Origin of the sequence: Streptomyces sp. KR80, from assembly GCF_052245555.1 — a bacterium.
In the GTDB taxonomy this organism is placed as follows: domain Bacteria; phylum Actinomycetota; class Actinomycetes; order Streptomycetales; family Streptomycetaceae; genus Streptomyces.
Map to the genome: position 1 here is coordinate 64,317 of NZ_JBQQCD010000015.1, position 22,536 is coordinate 86,852.

At 71.1% G+C, this 22,536-nt stretch carries 21 protein-coding genes; 14 read left to right on the forward strand and 7 right to left on the reverse strand.

Annotated features, from left to right (window positions below; translation table 11 throughout):
* Window positions 1–127: 127 nt before the first annotated feature.
* The gene (locus tag ACTWQI_RS20890; protein WP_443272568.1) at window positions 128–934 is read right to left on the reverse strand and encodes a class I SAM-dependent methyltransferase; all 807 of its coding nucleotides are present in this window, start codon (window positions 932–934) and stop codon (window positions 128–130) included.
* Window positions 935–1,072: 138 nt separating this feature from the next.
* On the opposite strand from ACTWQI_RS20890, the gene mshA reads away from it, so the two are divergent.
* From mshA to ACTWQI_RS20905, 3 genes are all read left to right on the forward strand, one after another.
* Entirely contained in the window at window positions 1,073–2,431 is a 1,359-nt protein-coding gene (gene mshA / locus ACTWQI_RS20895; RefSeq protein WP_443272570.1) for a D-inositol-3-phosphate glycosyltransferase, read from the forward strand.
* A complete protein-coding gene (locus tag ACTWQI_RS20900) occupies window positions 2,424–2,957 on the forward strand; it encodes a YbjN domain-containing protein (protein WP_443272572.1) in 534 nt (177 codons plus the stop codon). Before mshA ends, ACTWQI_RS20900 begins: the two co-directional genes overlap by 8 nt.
* Window positions 2,958–3,032: 75 nt before the next feature.
* Window positions 3,033–4,757: a glycosyl hydrolase family 28-related protein gene (locus ACTWQI_RS20905; RefSeq protein WP_443272574.1), complete on the forward strand. Its 1,725-nt coding sequence runs from the start codon at window positions 3,033–3,035 to the stop codon at window positions 4,755–4,757.
* Here the strand turns inward: ACTWQI_RS20905 and ACTWQI_RS20910 are convergent.
* Window positions 4,714–5,991, reverse strand: coding sequence for an MDR family MFS transporter (locus ACTWQI_RS20910; protein ID WP_443272575.1), 1,278 nt, complete (start codon window positions 5,989–5,991; stop codon window positions 4,714–4,716). The two genes, ACTWQI_RS20905 and ACTWQI_RS20910, sit on opposite strands and share 44 nt — an antisense overlap.
* Before the next feature lie 132 nt (window positions 5,992–6,123).
* Between ACTWQI_RS20910 and ACTWQI_RS20915 the strand changes: the two genes are divergently transcribed.
* Window positions 6,124–6,885 carry a phosphoglyceromutase gene (locus ACTWQI_RS20915; RefSeq protein ID WP_443272577.1) on the forward strand — a complete coding sequence of 254 codons (762 nt, stop codon included), beginning with the start codon at window positions 6,124–6,126 and terminating at the stop codon, window positions 6,883–6,885.
* Window positions 6,886–7,194: 309 nt separating this feature from the next.
* Complete coding sequence (locus ACTWQI_RS20920) at window positions 7,195–7,329, forward strand: SHOCT domain-containing protein (RefSeq protein ID WP_443272579.1); 135 nt, start codon at window positions 7,195–7,197, stop codon at window positions 7,327–7,329.
* Window positions 7,330–7,448: 119 nt separating this feature from the next.
* Here the strand turns inward: ACTWQI_RS20920 and ACTWQI_RS20925 are convergent, their stop codons facing one another.
* On the reverse strand, window positions 7,449–7,964 hold the full coding sequence (locus ACTWQI_RS20925) for a hypothetical protein (RefSeq protein ID WP_443272580.1): 516 nt from the start codon (window positions 7,962–7,964) through the stop codon (window positions 7,449–7,451).
* Between the two features lie 779 nt (window positions 7,965–8,743).
* Complete coding sequence (phoU, locus tag ACTWQI_RS20930) at window positions 8,744–9,421, reverse strand: phosphate signaling complex protein PhoU (protein ID WP_443272582.1); 678 nt, start codon at window positions 9,419–9,421, stop codon at window positions 8,744–8,746.
* 277 nt (window positions 9,422–9,698) lie between these two features.
* On the opposite strand from phoU, the gene ACTWQI_RS20935 reads away from it, so the two are divergent.
* Both ACTWQI_RS20935 and ACTWQI_RS20940 read left to right on the forward strand, forming a co-directional pair.
* On the forward strand, window positions 9,699–10,976 hold the full coding sequence (locus tag ACTWQI_RS20935; RefSeq protein WP_443272584.1) for a sensor histidine kinase: 1,278 nt from the start codon (window positions 9,699–9,701) through the stop codon (window positions 10,974–10,976).
* A gap of 115 nt (window positions 10,977–11,091) precedes the next feature.
* Window positions 11,092–11,772, forward strand: coding sequence for a response regulator (locus ACTWQI_RS20940; protein ID WP_443272586.1), 681 nt, complete (start codon window positions 11,092–11,094; stop codon window positions 11,770–11,772).
* A gap of 105 nt (window positions 11,773–11,877) precedes the next feature.
* Here ACTWQI_RS20940 and ACTWQI_RS20945 read toward each other — a convergent pair whose 3' ends face one another.
* Entirely contained in the window at window positions 11,878–12,564 is a 687-nt protein-coding gene (locus ACTWQI_RS20945) for a DUF461 domain-containing protein (RefSeq protein ID WP_443272588.1), read from the reverse strand.
* A 588-nt stretch (window positions 12,565–13,152) separates the two neighbouring features.
* On the opposite strand from ACTWQI_RS20945, the gene ACTWQI_RS20950 reads away from it, so the two are divergent.
* From ACTWQI_RS20950 to rlmB, 6 genes are all read left to right on the forward strand, one after another.
* On the forward strand, window positions 13,153–13,635 hold the full coding sequence (locus tag ACTWQI_RS20950) for a CarD family transcriptional regulator (RefSeq protein ID WP_003953493.1): 483 nt from the start codon (window positions 13,153–13,155) through the stop codon (window positions 13,633–13,635).
* Window positions 13,636–14,025: 390 nt separating this feature from the next.
* On the forward strand, window positions 14,026–14,796 hold the full coding sequence (gene ispD / locus ACTWQI_RS20955) for a 2-C-methyl-D-erythritol 4-phosphate cytidylyltransferase (protein ID WP_443272591.1): 771 nt from the start codon (window positions 14,026–14,028) through the stop codon (window positions 14,794–14,796).
* Window positions 14,786–15,295, forward strand: a complete 510-nt coding sequence (gene ispF, locus ACTWQI_RS20960) for a 2-C-methyl-D-erythritol 2,4-cyclodiphosphate synthase (RefSeq protein WP_443272593.1) — start codon at window positions 14,786–14,788, stop codon at window positions 15,293–15,295. Before ispD ends, ispF begins: the two co-directional genes overlap by 11 nt.
* Before the next feature lie 67 nt (window positions 15,296–15,362).
* Window positions 15,363–15,773, forward strand: coding sequence for a PPOX class F420-dependent oxidoreductase (locus tag ACTWQI_RS20965; RefSeq protein WP_443272595.1), 411 nt, complete (start codon window positions 15,363–15,365; stop codon window positions 15,771–15,773).
* 60 nt (window positions 15,774–15,833) lie between these two features.
* Window positions 15,834–17,234, forward strand: coding sequence for a cysteine--tRNA ligase (gene cysS, locus ACTWQI_RS20970; protein ID WP_443272597.1), 1,401 nt, complete (start codon window positions 15,834–15,836; stop codon window positions 17,232–17,234).
* A 228-nt stretch (window positions 17,235–17,462) separates the two neighbouring features.
* Window positions 17,463–18,416 carry a 23S rRNA (guanosine(2251)-2'-O)-methyltransferase RlmB gene (rlmB, locus tag ACTWQI_RS20975; protein ID WP_443272599.1) on the forward strand — a complete coding sequence of 318 codons (954 nt, stop codon included), beginning with the start codon at window positions 17,463–17,465 and terminating at the stop codon, window positions 18,414–18,416.
* 8 nt (window positions 18,417–18,424) lie between these two features.
* Here the strand turns inward: rlmB and ACTWQI_RS20980 are convergent, their stop codons facing one another.
* Window positions 18,425–19,042: an NUDIX hydrolase gene (locus ACTWQI_RS20980; protein WP_443272601.1), complete on the reverse strand. Its 618-nt coding sequence runs from the start codon at window positions 19,040–19,042 to the stop codon at window positions 18,425–18,427.
* A 63-nt stretch (window positions 19,043–19,105) separates the two neighbouring features.
* Entirely contained in the window at window positions 19,106–20,605 is a 1,500-nt protein-coding gene (locus ACTWQI_RS20985; protein WP_443272603.1) for a hypothetical protein, read from the reverse strand.
* A gap of 207 nt (window positions 20,606–20,812) precedes the next feature.
* Between ACTWQI_RS20985 and ACTWQI_RS20990 the strand changes: the two genes are divergently transcribed.
* A complete protein-coding gene (locus tag ACTWQI_RS20990; protein WP_443272605.1) occupies window positions 20,813–22,480 on the forward strand; it encodes a DoxX family protein in 1,668 nt (555 codons plus the stop codon).
* The last annotated feature ends 56 nt before the right edge of the window (window positions 22,481–22,536 follow it).

Genomic DNA, 22,536 nt, shown 5'->3' on the forward strand with positions numbered 1-22,536 from the left:
CGGGCCTTGACCGGGTGTCCCTGCATAGTTGAGTCGACTCATGTCAATTTTCGCAGCCTCGCCCCCGAGGGAGCCGAGCTGATCTCCGGCTGACTCAGCGGTGCGGCGAGGCGCGTGCCTCGCCCGGTCAGCCGCCGCGCGGCGCCAGGGCTTCCCAGCGGACGGTGACCTCGCCCTGGCGCCAGCGGCCCGGCCCGTCGACGACCGGCCAGTCGGCCTTGAGCGCGTGCACGGTCCGGATCCACCGCTGTCGGGCGCCGAGCGACGCGAAGGGTGCGGCAGCTGCCCAGGCGCGGTCGAAGTCCTTGAGGAACGCGTGCACCCGCTCGCCGGGCACGTTCCGGTGGATGAGTGCCTTGGGCAGGCGTTCGGACAGGTCGGACGGCTGCTGGAGAGAGCCCAGGCGGGTGGCGAAGGTCACGCTGCGCGCACCCTCCGGGCCCAGGGCGACCCATACGTGGCGACGCCCGATCTCGTCGCACGTCCCCTCGACGAGCAGCCCCTCCGGCGCGAGCCGTGCGCACAACTGCTCCCATACGGCACGGACCTCGGCCTCTTCGTACTGGCGCAGCACATTGGCCGCCCGGATCAGCACGGGGCGAGCGCGGTCCGGGAGCGGCACCTCGAAGCCGCCGTGGGCGAAGACGAGCCCGTCGCGCTCGTAGGGACGGGCGGCCTCGACCCGGGCCGGGTCGATTTCGATCCCCACCACCCGGGCGTCCGGACGGACGGTGCGCAGCCGGGTCAGCAACTCCACGGCGGTCCACGGCGCGGCGCCGTATCCGAGATCGACGGCCGTGCCGTCCTGATCCCGTCGTATCGGGCCGCCGTGCACGGCGGCGATCCACCGGTCCATCCGCCGCAACCGGTTGGGATTGGTCGTCCCGCGCGTCACGGTCCCGACCGGTCGGGTGAGCGGGGTGCGGCGGGTCATGAGCAGCAGGGTAAGGGCCGAGCCGCCCGGCGAGGCGAGCGTCACGTTTTGGCAAAGCGGAAATGGCCGGGTGCGGTCGGTTGGTTACAGGGATGGCGAGGGGATCCGCCCCGCCCGCCCCCAAGGAGGTTTCGCGCGGTGAGCCAGTACGTGTCCCGTCTCGGCGGGTTCCGTGGCCGCGGTCACGGGCCGCTCGCGGGGACGCCGCGACTGCGTCGGCCCGGCGGGCCGCGCCGCCCGCGGCGCGTCGCGATGCTCAGTGTGCACACCTCCCCCCTCCACCAGCCGGGTACGGGCGACGCCGGCGGCATGAACGTCTACATCGTCGAGCTCGCCAGGCGTCTCGCCGCGATCAACATCGAGGTCGAGATCTTCACCCGGGCGACGACCGGCGCGCTGCCGGCCGCCGTCGAGCTCGCGCCCGGCGTGCTCGTGCGGCATGTGGACGCCGGGCCGTACGAGGGGCTGGCCAAGGAGGATCTGCCGGCCCAGCTCTGCGCCTTCACGCACGGCGTCATGCAGGCGTGGGCCGGACAGCGCCCGGGCCACTACGACCTCGTCCACTCCCACTACTGGCTCTCTGGCCACGTCGGCTGGCTCGCGGCCGAGCGCTGGGGCGTTCCCCTGGTGCACGCCATGCACACCATGGCCAAGGTCAAGAACGCGGCGCTGGCCGAGGGCGACACTCCCGAACCCACGGCGCGCGTCATCGGCGAGACTCAGATCGTCCGGGCCGCAGACCGGCTGGTGGCGAACACCGCCGAGGAGGCCGACGAGCTCGTACGCCACTACGAAGCCGACCCCCACAAGGTCGCCGTCGTCCACCCCGGGGTGAATCTGGACCGCTTCCGGCCCGGCGGCCGGGCGGCCGCCCGGGCCCGGCTTGGCCTGCCGCAGGACGCCTTCATCCCGCTCTTCGCCGGGCGCATCCAGCCGCTGAAGGCTCCCGACGTCCTGCTGCGCGCGGTCGCCGAACTGCTCGCGGCGCAGCCGCGGCTGCGCGAGCGGATCGTGGTGCCGGTCGTCGGCGGGCCCAGCGGCAGCGGCCTCGCCAAGCCCGAGGGGCTGCAAAAGCTCGCCGCTCGGCTCGGGATCTCGGACGTGGTCCGCTTCCGGCCGCCGGTGGGGCAGGAGCAGCTCGCGGACTGGTACCGGGCGGCGTCCGTGCTCGTCATGCCCTCCTACAGCGAGTCCTTCGGACTGGTCGCCATCGAGGCGCAGGCCTGCGGAACCCCGGTCGTCGCGGCCGCGGTCGGCGGACTGCCGGTGGCGGTACGGGACGGGGCGAGCGGCTTCCTGGTGACCGGGCACGACCCGCGGGACTACGCGCGGGCGCTGCGCCGGTTCGCCGACGACCCGGCCCTGGCGAGCGGGATGGGCGCGGCGGCCGCGCGGCACGCGGAATCCTTCGGCTGGGACGCCGCCGCCTCGGCGACGGCTGAGGTGTACTCGGCGGCGCTGCACGAACGGCGTCGTCTACGCTCCCACCATGGCTGACGCAGACAGGGCTGCCGTAGACCGGGCCGACGTGGACGCGCGGAAGACCGTCGAACAGACGCTCAAGGACGCGGACCTCGAGTGGGAGAGCCCGGCGGACGGCACCTATGTGGTCAAGCTGCCCGGTACGCGGAAGCTCTCGACGACGTGCTCGCTGGTCGTCGGCAGGCATTCGCTCTCGATCAACGCCTTTGTGATCCGGCACCCCGACGAGAACCACGCGGCGGTCCACCGCTGGCTGCTGGAGCGCAACACCCGGATGTACGGGGTGAGTTACGCCATCGACCGGCTGGGCGACATCTATCTGGTCGGAAAGGTGCCGCTGTCGGCGGTGACGGCTCAGGAGCTGGACCGGCTGCTGGGCGCCGTCCTGGAGAACGCCGACCGCAGCTTCAACACCCTGCTGGAGATGGGTTTCGCGACGGCGATCCGCAAGGAGTACGCCTGGCGCACGGCCCGCGGCGAATCGACCCGCAATCTTGAGTCGTTCACGCATCTGACCCAGCGTCCGGCCGCGACCGACTGAGCGGTCCCCGTTTCCGTACGACCTCTTCCCGCCCGCTGCGGGCGCGTGGCACTCTCATGCCTATCGCTCATATGAATGGCGTTCACATCCATGGAAGGCGGGCTCATGGAGGACAACCAGCGCGGCCTCGGCCGGAGAAGACTTCTGGCCGGCGCCGTCGCCGTGGCGGCGAGCGCGGGGGCCCTGAGCGGGCGGGACGCTGTCGCGGCGCCCCAGGGAGACACCGGCGCCGGAGTGCGGCAGTCGGCCCTGTGGGGGGAGTTCAGCGCGGCACCGTACACCCACCCGCAGATTCCCTACGTGGGCCGCGCTGGATACGCAGGAGGCCGCAAGGAGTTCCCCCGCCCGCCGGTGCGCGCCGACGTCGTACGGGACTACGGCGCCCGCCCGGACGGGTCCGCCGACGCCGCACCGGCCATCAACCGGGCGATCGAGGACGTCGGACGGCGCGGCGGCGGCACCGTCACCCTGCCGCCCGGCACGTACCGCATCGACGACGTGATCCGGCTCGGCCGCGACAACGTCGTGCTGCGCGGCGCGGGCAGCTCCCGCACCACCCTCCACGCCACCCGCCATCTCACCGACCTCATCGGGCCGTACGGCAGCCGCTACGGCGGCGACAAGTCCGCCTGGTCCTGGGCCGGCGGGCTCGTCTGGATCTGCCCGGCCGACCGCTGGCGCACCCTCACCGACGCGATTCGCGCCAAGGCCTGGCCCTTCGAGGGCTGGACGGGCAACAAGCGCGACGAGTGGCGCCCGCTGACCGCCATCAGCACGCCCGCCCGGCAGGGCGAGTGGACCGTCACGGTCGCGGACCCCGGCGGGCTGCGCCGCGGCGACCGTGTGCTGCTCCGCCTCGCCGACGACGCGGACCACACCCTGCTCGAGCACATGTCCGGCGACGGCCCCGGCACCAAGTCCTACACCTGGGACGACAAGACCAAACTGACCAGCTACGTCCCGTACGAGTGGCCCTGCCGCATCACCGCGGTGGAGGGGCGCAGAGTCACCCTCGACCGCCCCCTGCCGCTCGACGCGCGCCCCGAGTGGAAGCCCCAACTCACCACCCTCGTACGGCCCGTGACCGGCTCGGGTGTCGAGGGCGTCACCCTCCGGATGACGCACACCCCGCAGTCGCCGCACCTCCTGGACAAGGGCTGGAACGGTGTCGCGCTGCAGTGCGCCTGGGACTGCTGGGTGGACGATGTGCACGCCGTCGACGTCGACAACGGCTTCCTGCTGGTCGCCGCCAAGGCGTGCACACTCCGCCGCACCCGGGTCTCCGGGCGCGGCAGCCACCACCCCTACTGCTGCCGCGAGGGCTCGCACGACAATCTCTTCGAGGACTTCCGGATCGACGCACGGACCGTCCCCACCCCGGCCGGCACCCAACTCCACGGCATCAACGTCGAGGGACTCTCCAGCTACAACGTCTGGTCCCGCGGGCGGATGGAGATGGGGACCTTCGACACCCACCGTGGCCTGCCGTTCGCCAACCTGCGTACCGAGATCAGCGTTCACAACGACGGGGCGCACGGCGGTGACGCGAGCGCCGGTCCGCTCTACGGCGCCCGCTTCACCCACTGGAACGTCACGGTCACCAACGAGCGCGCGGGCTGCGTCAAGATCGACGAGATCGCCCCGTACAGCGCGACCGTAGGCATCAGCACGGTCCGCGAGTTCGGCCAGATCGACAAGCCGGACTTCACGGGCCCGCTGCACGCCCGCATCGAGTCCTACGGCCACCCGGAGGCGGTCAGGCCACGGAATCTGTACGAGGCTCAGCGGGCGCTGCGCTGACAGCTTCGGATGGTTCCGCCGGCTCGGCAGGCGGCGCCACGGGCGGCAGTCCACGCATGAGAAGCCAGTACCCGAGGGCGGCGATCGTGCCCAGGACTGCGCAGCCCGCCCAGAGCCAGGTGGAGCCGTACGCGTCGATGACGATCCCGCCCATCAGCGGAGCGGCGAGCGCCGCGACCGACCAGGACATCGTGTAGATGCCCTGGTAGCGCCCGCGCCCGTGGGTCGGCGACAACCGTACGACCAGGCCCATCTGGGTGGGCGAGTTGACGATCTCGGCCAGCGTCCAGACGCACACGGTCAGCACGTAGAGGGTGAGCGAGCCGGCGAAGGCGGTGAGCCCGAAGCCGTAGCCCGCGAGGAGTGCGGAGACGATGAGCAGGCGGGCCGGATCCCGGTGCTCGATGAACCGGGTCACCGGGATCTGGAGCGCCACGATCAGCACCCCGTTGACCGCGATGGCGACGCCGAAGTCGGAGCTGGAGAAGCCGTCCGCGCCCATCGCGACGGGCAGCGCCACGTAACCCTGCATGAAGATCAGGGAGATGAGGAAGGACAGCCCGACGATGCCCATGAACCGCCGGTCGCGGAGCACCGTCCCCAGGCCGATCTCCGGCTCCGCGGCCTTCTCCACGGGACCGCGCACCGGCCGGGACTCCGGCAGCTTGACGAAGACCAGGACCGCGCAGACCAGGGTGAGCGTGGCCTCGCCGAGGAAGCCGACGAGATAGCTGTACTCGGCGATGAACCCGGCAGCCGTGGAGGAGAGGGCGAAACCCAGGTTGATCGCCCAGTAGTTGAGTGCGAACGCCCGCACCCGGTCCTCGGGGGCGACGATGTCCGCCATCATGGCCTGCACCGCCGGTCGCGAGGCGTTGCTCGTCATGCCGACGAGGAAGGCGACTGCGGCGATCCCGAGCGGGTGCTCCATGATGCCGAGCAGGGCCACCGAGGCGGCCGTGGAGGTCTGTGCGAGCAGCAGCGTGGGGCGTCGTCCGAGCCGGTCCGCCATCACTCCCGCGCCCACGGAGGACACCACGCCGCCGAGCCCGTGCAGCGCCGCGACGGCGCCCGCGTACGAGGCCGAGTAGCCCTTCTCCAGGGTCAGATAGAGCGCCATGAAGGTGGCGACGAAGGCGCCGAGGCGGTTGACGAGCGTGGCTGTCCACAGCCACCAGAAGGCGCGGGGAAGACCCGAGACGCTCTCGACGGCAGCCCGCCTGAACCTGGACATGGACACGGCTGACACTGCTGGCACAGTGGCTCCCCCCCGAGGCGGCGCCCGTAAGTGGCGCATGCGGCGAGCGCAGCTTACGCCGCGAGGGTGTGGGAGACCACCGAATTACCAAGAGCTAGGCTCGGCGCCATGGCCGACGCACCGTACAAGCTGATCCTGCTCCGCCACGGCGAGAGCGAGTGGAATGCGAAGAATCTGTTCACCGGCTGGGTGGACGTCAACCTGAACGAGAAGGGCGAGAAGGAGGCCGTCCGCGGCGGTGAGCTGCTCAAGGACGCCGGCCTGTTGCCCGACGTCGTGCACACCTCGCTCCAGAAGCGCGCGATTCGCACGGCTCAGCTGGCTCTGGAGGCCGCCGACCGACACTGGATCCCGGTCCACCGCACGTGGCGGCTGAACGAGCGGCACTACGGCGCCCTTCAGGGCAAGGACAAGGCCCAGACGCTCGCCGAGTTCGGCGAGGAGCAGTTCATGCTCTGGCGCCGGTCGTACGACACCCCGCCGCCGCCGCTGGAGGATGGCGCCGAGTGGTCGCAGAGCGACGACCCGCGCTACGCGACGATCCCGCCGGAACTACGGCCGCGCACCGAGTGCCTGAAGGACGTGGTGATCCGGATGCTGCCGTACTGGTACGACGGCATCGTCCCGGACCTGCTCGCCGGCCGCACGGTCCTGATCGCGGCACACGGGAACTCGCTGCGCGCGCTGGTCAAGCACCTCGACGGCATCTCGGACGCCGACATCGCCGGCCTGAACATCCCGACCGGCATCCCGCTCTCCTACGAGCTGGACACGGACTTCCGCCCCGTGAACCCGGGCGGCACGTACCTCGACCCGGAGGCGGCGAAGGCGGCGATAGAGGCCGTGAAGAACCAGGGCAAGAAGAAGTAACACGAACTGATCAAGCCCCCTACCTGCGGGCTTTTCCGCGGGTAGGGGGCCTGGTGCTGTCTCGGGGCCGTCGCTGGGCCGTGAAGTCTAAAAGCGCTGGCCCGTCCAGAGCCGGACGCTGACCCGGAACGACACCAGGAACGCCACCGGGGTCACGATCTCCCAGGCGCTTCGGTCCACACGGGCAGCGCGAATCCGCTGCCCGCGATGAGGTGGAACGGCAGCTCGCGGGGTGCAGGGGGCGAGAGATCATGGCCCCCTACGCTGACCGCGAATCGGGCTGGCTCCTCGCCTGCCCGCAGGCGCTCGATGCCTACATCCAGCAGACCGGTTGGCGGCGGTGGCACGGATGCGGACGAGCTGACCAAGCTCTCTGCCCTCAAGGACAAGGGTGAGCTCTCGGAGGCCGAGTTCCAGCGGGCCAAGGAGAAAGTGCTGCATTGAGCCGGGGGGTCTGACGCTCCTCAGGCCCACACCGGCTGTGGGAAGTCTCACTTCCGCAGGCGGCTGCGGCCATGGCCGGAATTCCGCTGTGGACCTGGGCTGATTGTGGAGGCGGGTCCTCAGTGGTGAAGCGCGACTTTGAATACCACGATGACCAACCCAAGGAGAAGGTTGATCGCACCGGCGAGCAGCATCAGGCGACGTGAGGCGCCGGCGCGGCTGGCGGCCACGGTCGCCCAGCCGACCTGCCCGGCCAAGGCGACCCCGAGTGCCAGCCATGCTGTCCCCTGAACGCCCAGTCCAAGGAGTGGGCTGATGGCCACAGCAACGGCCGGTGGCACGGCCGCGTCGACGATCGGGCGCTCTTCCGCGCACGTACGGCGGACTTCCTCCCGGCTCAGATGGTGCACCATTCGGGCCCCGAAAAGGCGGGAGAAGACGTGCGCGGCCCAGAACACCACACCGGTGCACAGCAGCAGCAGAACGAGTTCCAGCCGCGGAAACGAGCCGAGCGTTCCGGCGCCGACTACCACGGAGGCGGCAAGCAGCGAGCCGTAGATGGCGCCGGTGTAATCGGTCTGGGCCGCAGTGGCCGCCGGGGTCTCCGAGGCCCTCCTAGAGGTCCGGAGCTTCATGCCTCCAGGGTTGCCGCTCGCGCTGCGACGTGCATCACGTCGAGGAGACCACGTGCCCATGGCGTTCTCGAGGGATCGGTGACCGACGGGGAGCAGCGGGGAATGACGGCCATCGCTCACGACCCTGGTCAGCGTCGCGCCAGGTAACCACACACATTACCCAGGCACTTGGCTTCGCCATCGGTATGGCGGAGGCCGAAGCCGAAGCAATAGCCGAGGCCGATGCTCAGAGACGGAGTAAGTCCTGAGCGAGCCCTGTCCTCATACATGCCTGGGCCGTCTCTGGGCCGTCCGAGGTCGCTCGTCAACGGCCAACAACGACCAATGATGCCCGGGCAGCCGCCGCCGACAGCCGTCTGAACAGCAAAAACCCAGGTCGCCGAGATCGCTCGCAAGACCCAGGGCAAGAAGGGTCACGCACCGCGCGACGACGAAGCGCCCCGGCCGGGTCACCCGGGCCGGGGCGCTTCGTCGTCAGCGTGCGGCTAGCAGCCGCAGGCACCGCCGCACTGGCAGGGGCCGCCGCTCTGGCAGCCACAGCTGCATCCGGACCCGCAGCCGCAGGCGCCGAGGATCGGCAGCGGCCTGTCGACAACAGACGGGGACCGGTCGGTGGGGTGCTCGTCGCGGGGCGGCAGTGCGTTGGGGGAGTCGGCCATGGGAAACCCTCCTCGAAAGGCGTGCGCCTGCCTTGCAGTGCGCCTGCTTTCACTCCACACCCGCTGCACAGGGCGCATCAACGGCGCGTGGAAGCGCGGGCGCCCGCGGCCTGAGAGCGGCTACGCCCCTTCGACGGGGGCCGGTGGGGCGACCTCGTCGGCGTACTCGCCCGTGACCAGGTAGACCACGCGCTTGGCGACGGACACCGCGTGGTCGGCGAAGCGCTCGTAGTAGCGGCCGAGCAGGGTTACATCCACCGCGGTCTCGATGCCGTGCTGCCACCGGTCGTCCATCAGGTGCTGGAACAGCGCCCGGTGCAGCAGGTCCATCGCGTCGTCGTCCTGCTCCAGCTGGAGCGCCAGATCGACGTCCTTGGTGATGATCACCTCGGCTGCCTTGGCCATGAGCCGCTGCGCCAGCTGCCCCATCTCCAGGATCGTCGCCTGCAGGTCTCGGGGCACGGCCGTGTCGGGGAAGCGGAGCCGGGCCAGTTTGGCGACGTGCTGCGCAAGGTCGCCGGACCGCTCCAGGTCGGCGCTCATCCGCAGTGAGGTGACGACGATGCGCAGGTCCGTGGCGACCGGCTGCTGGCGCGCCAGCAGGGTTATCGCCCGCGCCTCCAGATCGCGCTGCAGGTCGTCCACCTTCTCGTCCGCGGCGATCACGCTCTCTGCGAGCTTGAGGTCCGCGTCGAGGATGGCCGTGGTGGACCGGCCGATCGCGGAGCCGACAAGCCGGGCCATCTCGACCAGACCCTCACCGATCGAGTCGAGCTCCTCGTGGTATGCGTCCCGCATCGAATCCTCTTCTCATCAAACTGGCTGGTTTCACCAGCATCCACGCTCAGGGGTCTACGCGTCCCGTTCTAGCCGCCGGAGTGAACCGGCGCAGTCTTCGGGGTGAACTCTTGGCAACGTACGCCCCGCCACCCGGCTCCGCCGCCTGACCTGCACTTTACGGCCGCCTGGCCGGGGTGAACGCGCCACGACCCAGGGGTGAACTCTCGGCAACGAGTGTTCGAGGCGGTGTGCGGAGTGCTGTGGATGTCTCTCACCACCCGCTTAATCTGGACGCATGGACGTGAACGCGGCGGTCGCCGCAGCGGCAGCGATCGCCGGGGTAGGTACCGGTGTCGTCGCGATGCTCGCGTTCCGCTGGAGCGAGCGCGAGCAGTCGAAGCCGACCCGCAGCTCGTTGCACACGGAACCGGTGCTCCCGCCCGGCGTCGACACGGTGCTGTCCGTGCTGCGGTCCTCGGCCGTCGTCCTCGACGACGCGGACAGCGTCGTCAAGGCCAGCTCCGCGGCGTACGCGCTCGGGCTGGTCCGCGGCGGAAAGCTGGCGGTCGAGCCGATGCTCCAGATGGCCAGGGACACCCGCCGCGACGGCGAGATACGGCAGGTCGAGCTGGACATGCCGCGGCGCGGTGCGGGCCGGGGCGAGGGCCTCGCGGTCTCCGCCCGGGTGGCCCCGCTGGGCTCCAGGCTGGTGCTGCTGCTGGTCGAGGACCTCACCGAGGCGCGCCGCATAGAGGCGGTGCGCCGCGACTTCGTGGCCAACGTGAGCCATGAGCTGAAGACCCCGACCGGTGCGCTCTCCCTGCTCTCCGAGGCTGTGATGGACGCCTCGGAGGATCCCGAGGCGGTGACGCGCTTCGCCGGGCGCATGCAGGTCGAGGCCACGCGGCTGACCAACCTGGTCCAGGAGCTCATCGACCTCTCGCGGGTGCAGAACGACGACCCGCTGGAGGACGCCGAGTCCGTACCCGTGGACGAACTGGTCGCGGAGGCGATCGACCGCTGCCGCCACCAGGCCGGTACCAAGCAGATCACCATGGCGGCCGGCGGCACCGCCGGGCTGTACGTCTGGGGCAACCGCGGCCAGCTCGCCGCCGCCCTCGGCAACCTCGTCGAGAACGCCGTGAACTACAGCCCGTCCCGCACCCGCGTCGGCATCGCCGGCCGCCGGGTCAGCGCCACCGGCGGGGACCTGATCGAGATCGCCGTGACCGACCAGGGCATCGGCATCTCCGACAAGGACAAGGACCGGATCTTCGAACGGTTCTACCGTGTCGACCCGGCGCGCTCGCGCGCCACCGGCGGGACCGGGCTCGGGCTCGCCATCGTCAAGCACGTGGCCGCCTCGCACGGCGGGGAGGTCACGGTGTGGAGCGCCGAGGGGCAGGGCTCCACGTTCACCCTGCGGCTCCCCGAAGCGGGCCGCGAAAAGGGCCGGGACAAGGCCGAGCGCCGGGACCGGATCATCGTCGAGCCGGACGACCTCGATGACGAGGACAGGCCGTACGAGACCTTCTCCGACGACCCCCTTTCAACCCAGGAGGTCCTCCCGTGACCTCAGTGGAGACGCCTCGGGCCCCCGCGTGGGGTAGGGGTACGGACGGCGGTCGGAACCACATCACCCACCACAGCCTGTTGTGCCACTCTCAGACCCGACCGGAGGTCCTCTCGTGACCCGAGTGCTCGTCGTCGAGGACGAAGAATCCTTCAGCGACGCGTTGTCGTACATGCTCCGCAAGGAGGGCTTCGAGGTCGCCATCGCGGCAACGGGGCCCGACGGGCTGGACGAGTTCGAACGCAATGGCGCCGATCTGGTGCTGCTCGACCTGATGCTGCCCGGGCTGCCCGGCACGGAGGTCTGCCGCCAGCTGCGCGGGCGCTCGAACGTCCCCGTCATCATGGTGACCGCCAAGGACAGTGAGATCGACAAGGTCGTCGGGCTGGAGATAGGAGCCGACGACTACGTGACCAAGCCCTTCTCCTCGCGCGAGCTGGTGGCCCGGATCCGAGCCGTGCTCCGCCGCCGCGGGGAGCCGGAGGAGGTCGTCCCGGCCGCGCTGGAGGCCGGTCCCGTCCGGATGGACGTCGACCGGCATGTGGTCACGGTCGACGGCGGCAAAGTCGACCTGCCGCTGAAGGAGTTCGACCTGCTGGAGATGCTGCTGCGGAACGCCGGCCGGGTGCTGACCCGTATGCAGCTGATCGACCGGGTGTGGGGCGCGGACTACGTCGGCGACACCAAGACCCTCGACGTCCATGTGAAGCGGCTGCGCGCGAAGATCGAGCCGGACCCGGGTGCGCCGCGCTATCTGGTCACGGTCCGGGGCCTGGGGTACAAGTTCGAGCCGTAAACGGCCCGCCGCGCGCGGCGCCGTGAACGACGAGGGCCCGGAAGCTCAGCGCTTCCGGGCCTCTCTGCGGTACGGACCCGGCTCGGCCGGGCGGTCACCGGGCGGTCAGTGCCCGGCGCCGTGACCCGCGGCCGATTCGCTCGGGTGGGCCTGGCGGGACGTGTCGTCGCGGTCGCCGTTCACCGCGCCCTCCTCGCCGGCGGTGCCACCCGTCGGGGTCGAGTGCGGTGTGCCGGTGCGCGAGGGGGTCGGCACGGCGGTCGGCCCGAAGCCCTCGAAGTAGCTGGTCGCGGGCACGACGAAGGCCGATAGCCGGACCTTCCCGGTCTCGCTGAGGTCGAAGACGACCCGCTGGGCGTCGCCGTCCCGGGCGGACGCGCTGCCCTTCGCGATGACCGCGGCGGCGTTGCCCTCGCCGCCCAGGATCAGCGCGCCGCCGGCCGGAACGATCAGCGGTCCGGTTCCCTTGGCCGGGAAAAGCCTCACGTTGCCGCCCGCCCCCGGGACCGTGATCGACTCGAGCGTCTGGTCCTTCGTGCCGTTGTTGAAGATCTTGCCGGCGACGACGGCCGGACCCTCTGCCCCATCGGGCTGGGTGATCACATTGACGTTCTGGATCTTGATGTCGCCGGCTGTCGCCGCCGCGTTGTCCGGCTTGACTTGCAGCGTCGGGGCCGAGGTGCCCGCCGCGCAGGCGGCGAGGGAGGCGACGGAGAACGCGAGGGCGGCCGCGGCGAGGGCGCCGCGACGAAGGCAGGGGGCTCCCCCGGCCGAAGGTTGAGGGAGGCTCACGGCGGCGGCAACTCCTTGGACGACGAGGGGCGGCGTTGCGCCGCCCCAAGGGCGTATCAGCGGGCTTAGGTTACCGAGCCGTCCTCCTGCCGCCGCACCCGACCCGCCCCGGGCGAGCGCCCGCCGGTCGAACGCGGCGGAGACCGCGGCCGCGACTGTCCCCCGTACGGCGCCGAGAAATCTCCCGGGTGCCGCCCTGACGGATTATCGGTAGGGAATGCGGGAAGATCGCCCCTCGGACATCGCGGAATTGATCAACGCGCCGATACGACATCACGTGTGATCAATTCGTGAAACACCTCGGATCTCATGTGCTGCGCCGAACGGAGTAGCAGAAGTCAGCCCCCTGGACTCCGACAAACCGGGACGTTCGACCTCCCGTCAGGGCCCGTCAGGGCAGGTAACGGGTGCGTTTCACCGTGCCGTCACAGCCGCTCCGACCTGCGGATACCTGCTTCCGGGGAACCCCTTGAGCACGTTCCGGGCGCTGTTGTCAAGCCCCGAGATATGCCCTGACCTGCGAAAACGCCATTCAGAACGGGCCGTTCCCGTGTTACCCTGGATAGCCACGGAAGGGGTACCTGTCACATGACGTTCAAGGTTGGCGACACCGTGGTCTATCCCCATCACGGGGCCGCGCTGATCGAGGCCATCGAAACTCGCCAGATCAAAGGCGTGGACAAGACCTACTTGGTGCTGAAGGTCGCCCAAGGTGACTTGACAGTTCGTGTGCCGGCGGACAATGCGGAGTTCGTCGGTGTGCGTGATGTGGTCGGTCAGGACGGGCTGGATCGGGTCTTCGAGGTGCTGCGCGCACCCTACGCGGAAGAGCCCACGAACTGGTCCCGTCGTTACAAGGCGAATCTCGAGAAGCTCGCGTCCGGTGATGTGATCAAGGTCGCCGAGGTCGTTCGCGACCTATGGCGCCGGGAGCGCGAGCGCGGGCTGTCGGCCGGTGAGAAGCGCATGCTCGCCAAGGCGCGCCAGATTCTGGTCAGCGAACTCGCCCTGGCGGAGAACACCAACGAGGACAAGGCCGAGGCCCTGCTCGACGAGGTTCTCGCGTCCTGACGCGAGGCCGCCCCGCCGCGCTGGTGTCACACACGCCATCAAGGTGTGCCGCGGTGCCCGAGTGACCTGACGTACGTATGTAGGTCTGTCGCCGGGCGCTGCGGCATGTGCGCGGTGGCATGTCATTCATGTCATGTTGAGTCATGGCATGTGCTCACGGCTTCACGGGCACCGCGGCCGTCGTGCACCGCGCCGATTCGCCGACTGGCGTGCCGGGCCCGGGCAGCTCTCCCCCTGGGGGTACTTCCCGGGCCGTTAGGCCCAGGGGGACTACCGCTGGGGGGGTGTCCCCAGACCGGCTGTCACGGAAGGGACCGGTCGGGGCATCGCGCCCGGCACGCTGAGGCCATACCCATTCCGGCCGAGGAAACAAACCTGAACGCGCAACCAATGTCCGACAGTCCGCACTCCGACAGCGAGCGCAGCACCCGCACCGCCGCGGTCATCCCGGCCGCGGGCCGCGGTGTGCGCCTCGGCCCCGGCACGCCCAAGGCGCTGCGCGCCCTGAGCGGCACGCCCATGCTGGTGCACGCGGTACGGGCCATGGCCCGCTCCCGCGCCGTCTCCCTCGTCGTCGTGGTCGCCCCGCCGGACGGGGCCGCCGAGGTCCGCACCCTGCTCGACGATCACGCGCTTCCCGAGACCACCGAGGTGCGCGTCGTTCCGGGCGGCGAGACCCGCCAGGAGTCCGTACGGCTCGGCCTCGCCGCGCTTCCCGACGACGTCGGCGTCGTGCTCGTGCACGATGCCGCCCGACCGCTCGTTCCGGTCGACACGGTGGACGCGGTCGCCGCCGCCGTACGGAACGGTGCGGCCGCGGTCGTCCCGGCGCTCCCCCTGGCCGACACGGTCAAGGAGGTCGAGCCGCGAACGGGCGCCGAGGCGGGCGAGCCGGAACCCGTCGTCGCCACCCCCGAGCGCTCCCGGCTGCGCGCCGTGCAGACCCCGCAGGGATTCGACCGCGCCACGCTCGTCAAGGCCCACGAGAGCGTCGCCCTCGAAGGCGAGGGGGCGACCGACGACGCGGGGATGGTCGAGCGGCTGGGTGTCCCGGTCGTGGTCGTGCCCGGCCACGAAGAGGCGTTCAAGGTGACCCGGCCCCTCGACCTCGTCCTCGCCGAGGCCGTACTCGCCCGCAGGAGGGCCACCGATGGCTTCTGAGCAGCCCCTGCTGCCGCGCGTCGGCATCGGAACGGATGTGCACGCCTTCGAGCAGGGCCGCGACTTGTGGTGCGCCGGTCTGCTCTGGGACGTCGCCGACAGCGGCGGATACGGACTGGCCGGGCACTCCGACGGTGACGTCGCCGCCCACGCCGCCTGCGACGCGCTCTTCTCGGCCGCCGGACTCGGGGACCTCGGTGCGCACTTCGGGACCGGCCGACCCGAGTGGTCCGGCGCCTCCGGTGTGACGCTGCTCACAGAGGCGGCCCGGATCGTCCGGGCCGGCGGCTTCGAGATCGGCAATGTGGCGATCCAGGTCATCGGCGTGCGGCCGAAGGTCGGCAAGCGCCGTGCCGAGGCCGAGAAGGCCCTGTCGGCGGCGGTCGGCGCGCCCGTGTCCGTCTCCGGCACGACGACGGACGGCCTCGGACTGACCGGACGGGCGGAGGGGCTCGCCGCGCTGGCCACGGCCGTGGTGTTCCGGAATACCGTCGGCTGACAGCGAGTTGGGTACGGATCGAGGCACCACCCGACCATCCGTACTCGCGTCCCGGGAAGGACCCCTCGTGGCAGCAGTGCTCTCCGACAACCTGAAGAAGCTGCTCGACGGCCCAGTCTTCGCGACCGTGGCCACCATCCAGCCGGACGGCAGTGCGCAGCTGTCCGTGGTGTGGGTGAAACGCGACGGCGACGACGTGCTGATATCGACCACGATGGGCCGTCGCAAGGGGCAGAACATCAGGCGGGACCCGCGCGTGACGGTGCTCGTCAACCCCGCCGACGCGCCGTACACCTACGCCGAGATCCGCGGAACCGCCACCTTCACCACCGAGGGCGGCGACGAGCTGATCGACGAGCTCTCGCACAAATACACCGGCAAGCCCTATGCCGAGTTCAATCCGGCGGCGAACAAGGACGAGACCGGCGACCGGATCGTGGTCCGCGTCACGCCACGCAAGGTCGTCGGGCGTATCTAGGCGAACCGGGTCCGGGCAACCCTGGGGGGTTGCCCGGAGAAAACTCAGTACCCTTGTTGCGTGACCATTCGCCTGTACGACACCAGCGCCCGGCAGATCCGTGACTTCACCCCGCTCGTGCCGGGCTGTGTCTCGATCTACCTGTGCGGCGCGACCGTACAGGCCGCCCCGCACATCGGGCACATCCGGTCGGGCCTCAACTTCGACATCCTGCGCCGCTGGTTGACCCACCGCGGCTACGACGTCACGTTCATCCGCAACGTCACGGACATCGACGACAAGATCCTGGCGAAGTCCGCCGAGAGCGGCGAGCCGTGGTGGTCGATCGGCTTCCGCAACGAGCGGGCCTTCAGCTACGGGTACGACGTGCTGGGCTGCCTGCCGCCCACGTACGAGCCGCGTGCCACCGGCCACATCCCCGAGATGATCGAGATGATGCGCGGCCTCATCGACCGGGGCCACGCGTATGCCGGCGACGGCAACGTCTACTTCGACGTACGGTCCTTCCCCGGCTACCTCGAGCTGTCCAACCAGGATCTGGACAACCTCCTCCAGCCCGCCGGCGAGGGCGAGACCGGCAAGCGCGACCCCCGCGACTTCGCCATGTGGAAGGCCGCCAAGCCCGGGGAGCCCAGCTGGGAGACCCCGTGGGGCCGCGGGCGCCCGGGCTGGCACCTGGAGTGCTCGGCGATGGCCCACAAGTATCTGGGCAGCGCCTTCGACATTCACGGCGGCGGCGTCGACCTGGTCTTCCCGCACCACGAGAACGAGATCGCGCAGGCGAAGGCCTTCGGCGACGACTTCGCCGGCTACTGGATGCACAACGCCTGGGTCACGATGAGCGGCGAGAAGATGAGCAAGTCGCTCGGCAACTCGGTGCTCGTCTCCGAGATGGTCAAGCACTGGCGGCCCATCGTGCTGCGGTACTACCTCGGCACCCCGCACTACCGCTCGACGATCGAGTACAGCGAGGAGGCGCTGCGCGAGGCCGAGTCCGCGTTCGCGCGCATCGAGGGCTTCATCCAGCGGGTCGTCGAGAAGGCGGGCGGCCCGGTGGAGCCGGCGGCCGAGGTGCCGTCGGCCTTCGCCGAGGCGATGGACGACGATCTGGGCGTGCCGCAGGCCCTTGCGGTCGTGCACACGACCGTGCGGCAGGGGAACTCCGCGCTGACCGCCGACGACAAGGAGGCCGCCGTAGCCCGGCTCGCCGAGGTCCGTGCGATGCTCTCCGTGCTGGGCCTCGATCCGCTCGACGAGCGCTGGGCGGCGGGTCCGGACCGTGGCGAGGACCTGCACGGCGTGGTGGACTCCCTGGTCAGGCTGGTGCTCGAGCAGCGCGAGGCCGCCCGATCACGCAAGGACTACGCCACCGCGGACGGCATCCGGGACCAGCTCCAGCAGTCGGGGCTGGTGATCGAGGACACCCCGTCGGGCCCGCGCTGGGAGCTCGGCCCGCGCTGAACGGGACGCCTCCGCGCGGCGGAGCGGGCTCCGGGCGTCCGGGCCAGCTCCCGGCGTCCGGGCCAGCTCCACGCGTCCGGGATAATGGTGCGTACGTACGAGATGCCACCGACCATCGGACGGAGTCCGGCGCAGCCGTCCCCCGTAACACATGCCGCCGCGGCCCGGCGGGCGGCCCGTCAGGGCCGACCCGTGCGAGGGCGGCGGAAGAGAGAAGTCAGGTGACCCATGGCCGGCAACAGCCAGCGCAGGAACCGTCGCACCGCGTCCAAGAAGGGCGCGACGGTCGGCAGCGGCGGCAAGCGGCGCCGTGCCCTCGAGGGCAAGGGGCCGACCCCGCCCGCCGAGATGCGCAAGGGCCATGCCAAGCAGCGCGCGCAAGCCGCACGGACCAAGCAGGCGGCCCGCCGCCCGGCCCCGCGCCGCGGCGGACCCAAGGGCACCAGCGAACTGGTCGTCGGCCGTAACCCGGTCTTCGAGGCGCTCCGCGAGGGCGTGCCCGCGAACACGCTCTACGTCCAGCAGTTCATCGACAACGACGAGCGGGTGCGCGAGGCGCTGCAGCTCGCCGCCGACCGGGGCGGCATCGCGCTGATGGAGGCGCCGAAGCCCGAGCTGGACCGGATGACGAACGGCCTCCACCACCAGGGCCTGGTGCTCCAGGTCCCGCCGTATGACTACGCGCACCCCGAGGACCTGGCCGCGGCCGCGTTCGACGCCGGTGAGGACCCGCTGATCGTCGCCCTGGACGGGGTCACCGACCCGCGCAATCTCGGTGCGGTCGTCCGCTCCGTCTCCGCCTTCGGTGGGCACGGCGTGGTCGTGCCGGAGCGACGTGCGGCCGGGATGACCGCGGGCGCCTGGAAGACCTCGGCGGGCACGGCCGCCCGTACGCCGGTCGCCCGGGCGACGAATCTGACTCGCGCGCTGGAGGCGTACCAGAAGGCCGGGATGACGGTGATCGGCCTGGCCGCCGACGGAGAGGCCGAGCTCCAGGAGCTCGACGTGCTGGACGGCCCGGTCGTCATCGTGGTCGGCAGCGAGGGCAAGGGCCTGTCCCGCCTGGTCGGGGAGACCTGCGACCTCCGGGTCCGCATCCCCATGCCCGGCGGGGCGGAGTCGCTGAACGCCGGCGTCGCGGCGGGCGTGGTCCTCTACGAGGCATCCCGCCGCAGAAGCTGACCGGCTGCTCAGCCGAGCCCGGCCAGCCGCGCCCGACTGAGCACCGCGATGGTGAACGCGCAGGTGATCCGCTCGGACCGGACCAGGTCCTCGGCCTCGGCGAAGGGGATGGTCGGCGCCGCGCGGATGCCCTCGTGCCGGTCCAGAGGGCCGACGTCGGCGATCCGTGCGGCGTAGAGCATGACGTGGCCGGCGAGGAGGCCGGTGTCGGGGTGGAGCCGTCCCAGCGGAACCAACTCCTCGGCCGACGCGCCCAGTTCCTCGCGCAGCTCCCGGCGTGCGTTCTCCTCGGGGCTCAGCCCGGGGGAACCGAAGCCGCGCGGCGCCTCCAGGTGCCAGGACCGGGTGGCGTGCCGGAAGTGCTCGATGAGCACCACATCGGACCCGCGCAGCGGCAGCACCACGACCCCGGGCTCCTGGTCGGCGCCGAGCAACCGGATGTACGTGCCTAGAGTGCCGTCAGGGAAGCGGACCGGATCGCGGACGACCGTGATGTACGCGTCCTGGTAGACGACGCCGATCTCGCCCTGCGCGGCGCCGGCCTCCCCCTCCAGGATCTCCACACCGCCGGGCAGGTTGCGGAAGAGGCCGGGGCGCTCCGCCCGGAGTCGCTCGTACGGATTCATGCTCTCCCCAACGCCGGGCCCGCTCGGCGCGATTCGGTGACGGTCTCTCTTCGATAGGGGTCGCTACTCGGTGAGGGTCTGCTGGTCGGCGTGGCGCGGGGGAAGAGCGCCGGCGGCCGGATCGGGCCGGTGGGCGTACTCGCCGAGAATCGCCTCCCAGTCCTTCCGCAGGCTCCTCAGCCGCATGGTGGGAAGCGTGATGCTGTGACTGAGGTCCCCCTGCGGGCCGGGACGGCGGTCCTTGAACACCATCCGCATCACCAGCGGGCCCGCAGCCGCGCTGACCGCCTGCAGCACACCCGTCTGCAGCGAACCCTCCCCGGCGACGATCTGCAGCGCGATCCCGGGCGACTCCAGTACGAGCATCAGGCCGATCTCGCGCGCGTATCCGCTCCCGCCGCGGCTGATCCGCCGGGCTTCCTTGAGCATCCGGGCATGCTTCTCGGCGATGTCGGCCGTGGCGTGGGCGAAGGCCTCGGGCTCCGGTACGCGCCCGGCGTCGAAGCCGCTGCCCAAGCTGCCGAGCGCGTCGATGTACGTGCGCCAGGCCTCCTCCTGCCGTAGCCGCACGACGTCGGCCAGGGACAGCCCGCCGTATGAGTTGGGCCCGTCCACCGCGCGGTGCACGGCGTCCGCCAGCACGTCCCGCACCATCCTGCCCAGCGCCTCCGGGTCCTCGACCGGATTGCGGCCCTGGACCTCCAGTTCCTGCAGCGCGCTGCGCGGCGGTGACTGCGGGGGCGTGACGGCGACGATGCCGCCGGCCGCCGGCACACCGATGTTGTAGACCAGGTCGATCAGCTGCTTGGCGGGGACGACATGCTCCTCGTCCCGCAGCAGTTGCTGGTGCGGCCCGGTCCCGGGCCGGGTGATGAAGTTCTCGTAGACCGCGTTACGGAGGATGGGTCCGTCGCCGGGCTGCTCGCCCGCCCATTGGAGGATGCGGCGCAGGATGCCGTCGCACATCGCCCGGGCCTGCTCCCCGGGGATGCCCAGGTCCTTGCCCAACTGGCCGGGGTCCAGCCACCGCAGGCCCTGGAGCCGCTGGGTGAACCGCCGTCCGATGCGGGCGGCCTCGGCGTGGTTCTGTTCGTCGTCCCAGGACAGTCGTACGCAGGCCGGCTCCGACTCGTCGGTGACCAGGTGCCGCCACGACTGGTAGACGTGGTTGTCGAGGGTGAAGGCGGGCCGCTCGGCCGGGTCCCGCTCGCCGAGGAGGTAGGGGACGAGGGCTCGTTGGTTGAGCAGGTGGAGCAGGGCACCGCGCTCGGCCGGGTCCGCCTCGGGCAGATAGTTCGTGTACAGCGCCCTGTTGTTGAGGAAATAGGCGCGATTGACCACCAGCGTGCCGCTGTTGACCAGGGATCGCCGCAACTCGGCCGATGCGGCGGAGACCTGGTCGGGTATCGCCCCGGCCGTCGGGGACGCCGTGCGGCGGCGTTCCGCGAGGGCCGGTGGCAGCCACTGGTTGTCCAGTGCCTGGGCCATCACCGGATAGTCCGTGAGGTCGGCGAACTCCAGCCGGGTGCCGGAGCGACGCGGCGGTGTGCTCAGGTCGGTCATCAATACCCCTCCCGCAGCGGTCACTTGGCTCCTGCACGGCCCGCTGCACCGACGCCATCACACCAGAGGACGGTTCCCTCTGAGGCGCGAACGGGGGCTGCCGGGCGGGAACGGCTGCGCCTGTGCTGTGAACGAGCTGCACTTTGACGGGTCTCGGACAGTTCGGGGCGGTCAAGGCAGTGTCTTAAACGCCAGTCACTCGGTTAGATGAGTGTGGACACCAGAACACCCCGCCCTACGGGGGGACGCTCGCCAGGATTCGACGACGAGCCTGTGCTGAGCACGGTGAAGGTGCCGTGCGACCCGGCCCAGGTCATCGTCAACCACGCAAGCTTCCGAGTACAGCTCGCCACGCCGGTCGCGAGCAGGGGCACGCTCGCCGACGCCGAGCGACTCCCCGCGTCCCGGCCCCGCGCCGGAGCCGCAGCCGGACTCGGCTCGGGAAGGCGCCGTACGCCCGTCGTGTGGACCGGGCACACCGAGCCGGGCGACCCCGCGGCCGGCCAGCTCCTCCAAGCCGTACGGAATTCCGGCGTGCGCCTGGGCTCGGCGGCCGGGGGCGGCACCTCCGACACGGCCACGACGCAGGTGCTGCCCCGGATCCGGGTCGACGACGCGCCGCCCACCGTCATCGGCCCGCGCGCCCCGGGCCTCGGCTCCGGTGGACCGCACCACGACGACACCGTGCTGCGGCCCGCGGTGGTGCCCGGGCCCGGTGCGTACGGCAGCCGCCGCTTCGACGACCGCGGCGACGGCGCGGCGTACGAGGAGCGCGAGGAGTACGAAGAGAACGCGGGGTACGAGGAGTTCGACGAGCTGGGGGAGCTCGGCGATGAGGGAGAGGAAGCGGCACGCGGCCGGGGTTCGGACCAGGTCCGGCATGCCTACTACCCGGGCCGCCGGATGAATCTCGGCGTCGTCCTGCTCCCGCTCCGCGTCTTCCTCGGCTTCATCTCGATCTACGCCGGCATGGGAAAGCTCTGCGACCCCGTCTACTTCGACGGCGGCGAGCGGGGCTCCATGGTCACCTGGCTCTCGTCCCTCCACCCCTGGGGCGTCGCCTCGCCGCTCCATGAATTCGCGCTGGCCCACCCCATCGGATCCGGCCTGACCGTCGCCTTCCTTCAGGTCGTGGTCGGCGTGCTGACGGTCTTCGGGCTGTGGCAGCGCGTCGCGGCCTCCCTCGGTGCGTTGCTCTCCGCCGTGCTGCTGCTGACCGTCAGCTGGCGGACCGTACCGGCCTACGACGCGCCCGACATCATCTACCTCGCCGCCTGGAGCCCGCTGATCATCGCGGGCGCGCCGGTCTACTCGATGGACGCGCGGCTGGCCGGCGAGGCGTGGCGGCGGCTCGGTCCGCGGGTCACGATCTGGGACCTGCGGCGGCGGGTGCTGCGGCGCGGCACCGTGATGGCGACGGTCGTGGTGGGCCTGACGCTGCTGATCGGTTCGATGCTCGGCGGCGCGGTGCGTTCGACGGACATCACGACGGTTCCCGGGCCGACGGACGCGCCCCGGAACCACCTGCCCGGTTCGCCGCTGCCGCAGAAGCCCGGAGCGGACAAGGCCTCGCAGGGGCCGACGTCTGCGGGTTCCGGCTCGCCCAGTGCCCGGCGGAGCGCGAACCCCTCCGCCTCGTCCGGGGCTTCGTCGGCGCCGGGCGCCGTGCGCGAGACGGGAACCGTCGGTTCGGGGCAGCCGGGCAGTTCGGCTTCCTCCGGGGCGCAGGCACCGGAGTCCCCCGCCCAGCCGAGCCGTACGGCGGGCCCGTCGTCGTCCGGCGGCGCGTCCGATCCGGGCGGTTCGGGCGGCGACGGCGACTCGGGCAGCGGCGGCTCCGACGGCGGCGGCGCCCTGGGAGGCCTCCTCGGCTGACGGCGCCTGCCGCGCCCCTCGCAGCGCTCGCTGCGAGGGGGGCGGCGGCAGTTCAG

Excerpts from the sequence above, each read along its gene's own strand:
- ACTWQI_RS20890 (WP_443272568.1), bottom strand. The coding sequence starts at position 934 with ATGACCCGCCGCACCCCGCTCACCCGACCGGTCGGGACCGTGACGCGC.
- ACTWQI_RS20900 (WP_443272572.1), top strand. The coding sequence starts at position 2,424 with ATGGCTGACGCAGACAGGGCTGCCGTAGACCGGGCCGACGTGGACGCG.
- ACTWQI_RS20905 (WP_443272574.1), top strand. The coding sequence starts at position 3,033 with ATGGCGTTCACATCCATGGAAGGCGGGCTCATGGAGGACAACCAGCGC.
- ACTWQI_RS20910 (WP_443272575.1), bottom strand. The coding sequence starts at position 5,991 with ATGTCCAGGTTCAGGCGGGCTGCCGTCGAGAGCGTCTCGGGTCTTCCC.
- ACTWQI_RS20915 (WP_443272577.1), top strand. The coding sequence starts at position 6,124 with ATGGCCGACGCACCGTACAAGCTGATCCTGCTCCGCCACGGCGAGAGC.
- ACTWQI_RS20920 (WP_443272579.1), top strand. The coding sequence starts at position 7,195 with ATGCCTACATCCAGCAGACCGGTTGGCGGCGGTGGCACGGATGCGGAC.
- ACTWQI_RS20925 (WP_443272580.1), bottom strand. The coding sequence starts at position 7,964 with ATGAAGCTCCGGACCTCTAGGAGGGCCTCGGAGACCCCGGCGGCCACT.
- phoU (WP_443272582.1), bottom strand. The coding sequence starts at position 9,421 with ATGCGGGACGCATACCACGAGGAGCTCGACTCGATCGGTGAGGGTCTG.
- ACTWQI_RS20935 (WP_443272584.1), top strand. The coding sequence starts at position 9,699 with ATGGACGTGAACGCGGCGGTCGCCGCAGCGGCAGCGATCGCCGGGGTA.
- ACTWQI_RS20950 (WP_003953493.1), top strand. The coding sequence starts at position 13,153 with ATGACGTTCAAGGTTGGCGACACCGTGGTCTATCCCCATCACGGGGCC.
- ispD (WP_443272591.1), top strand. The coding sequence starts at position 14,026 with ATGTCCGACAGTCCGCACTCCGACAGCGAGCGCAGCACCCGCACCGCC.
- ispF (WP_443272593.1), top strand. The coding sequence starts at position 14,786 with ATGGCTTCTGAGCAGCCCCTGCTGCCGCGCGTCGGCATCGGAACGGAT.
- rlmB (WP_443272599.1), top strand. The coding sequence starts at position 17,463 with ATGGCCGGCAACAGCCAGCGCAGGAACCGTCGCACCGCGTCCAAGAAG.
- ACTWQI_RS20980 (WP_443272601.1), bottom strand. The coding sequence starts at position 19,042 with ATGAATCCGTACGAGCGACTCCGGGCGGAGCGCCCCGGCCTCTTCCGC.
- ACTWQI_RS20985 (WP_443272603.1), bottom strand. The coding sequence starts at position 20,605 with ATGACCGACCTGAGCACACCGCCGCGTCGCTCCGGCACCCGGCTGGAG.
- ACTWQI_RS20990 (WP_443272605.1), top strand. The coding sequence starts at position 20,813 with ATGAGTGTGGACACCAGAACACCCCGCCCTACGGGGGGACGCTCGCCA.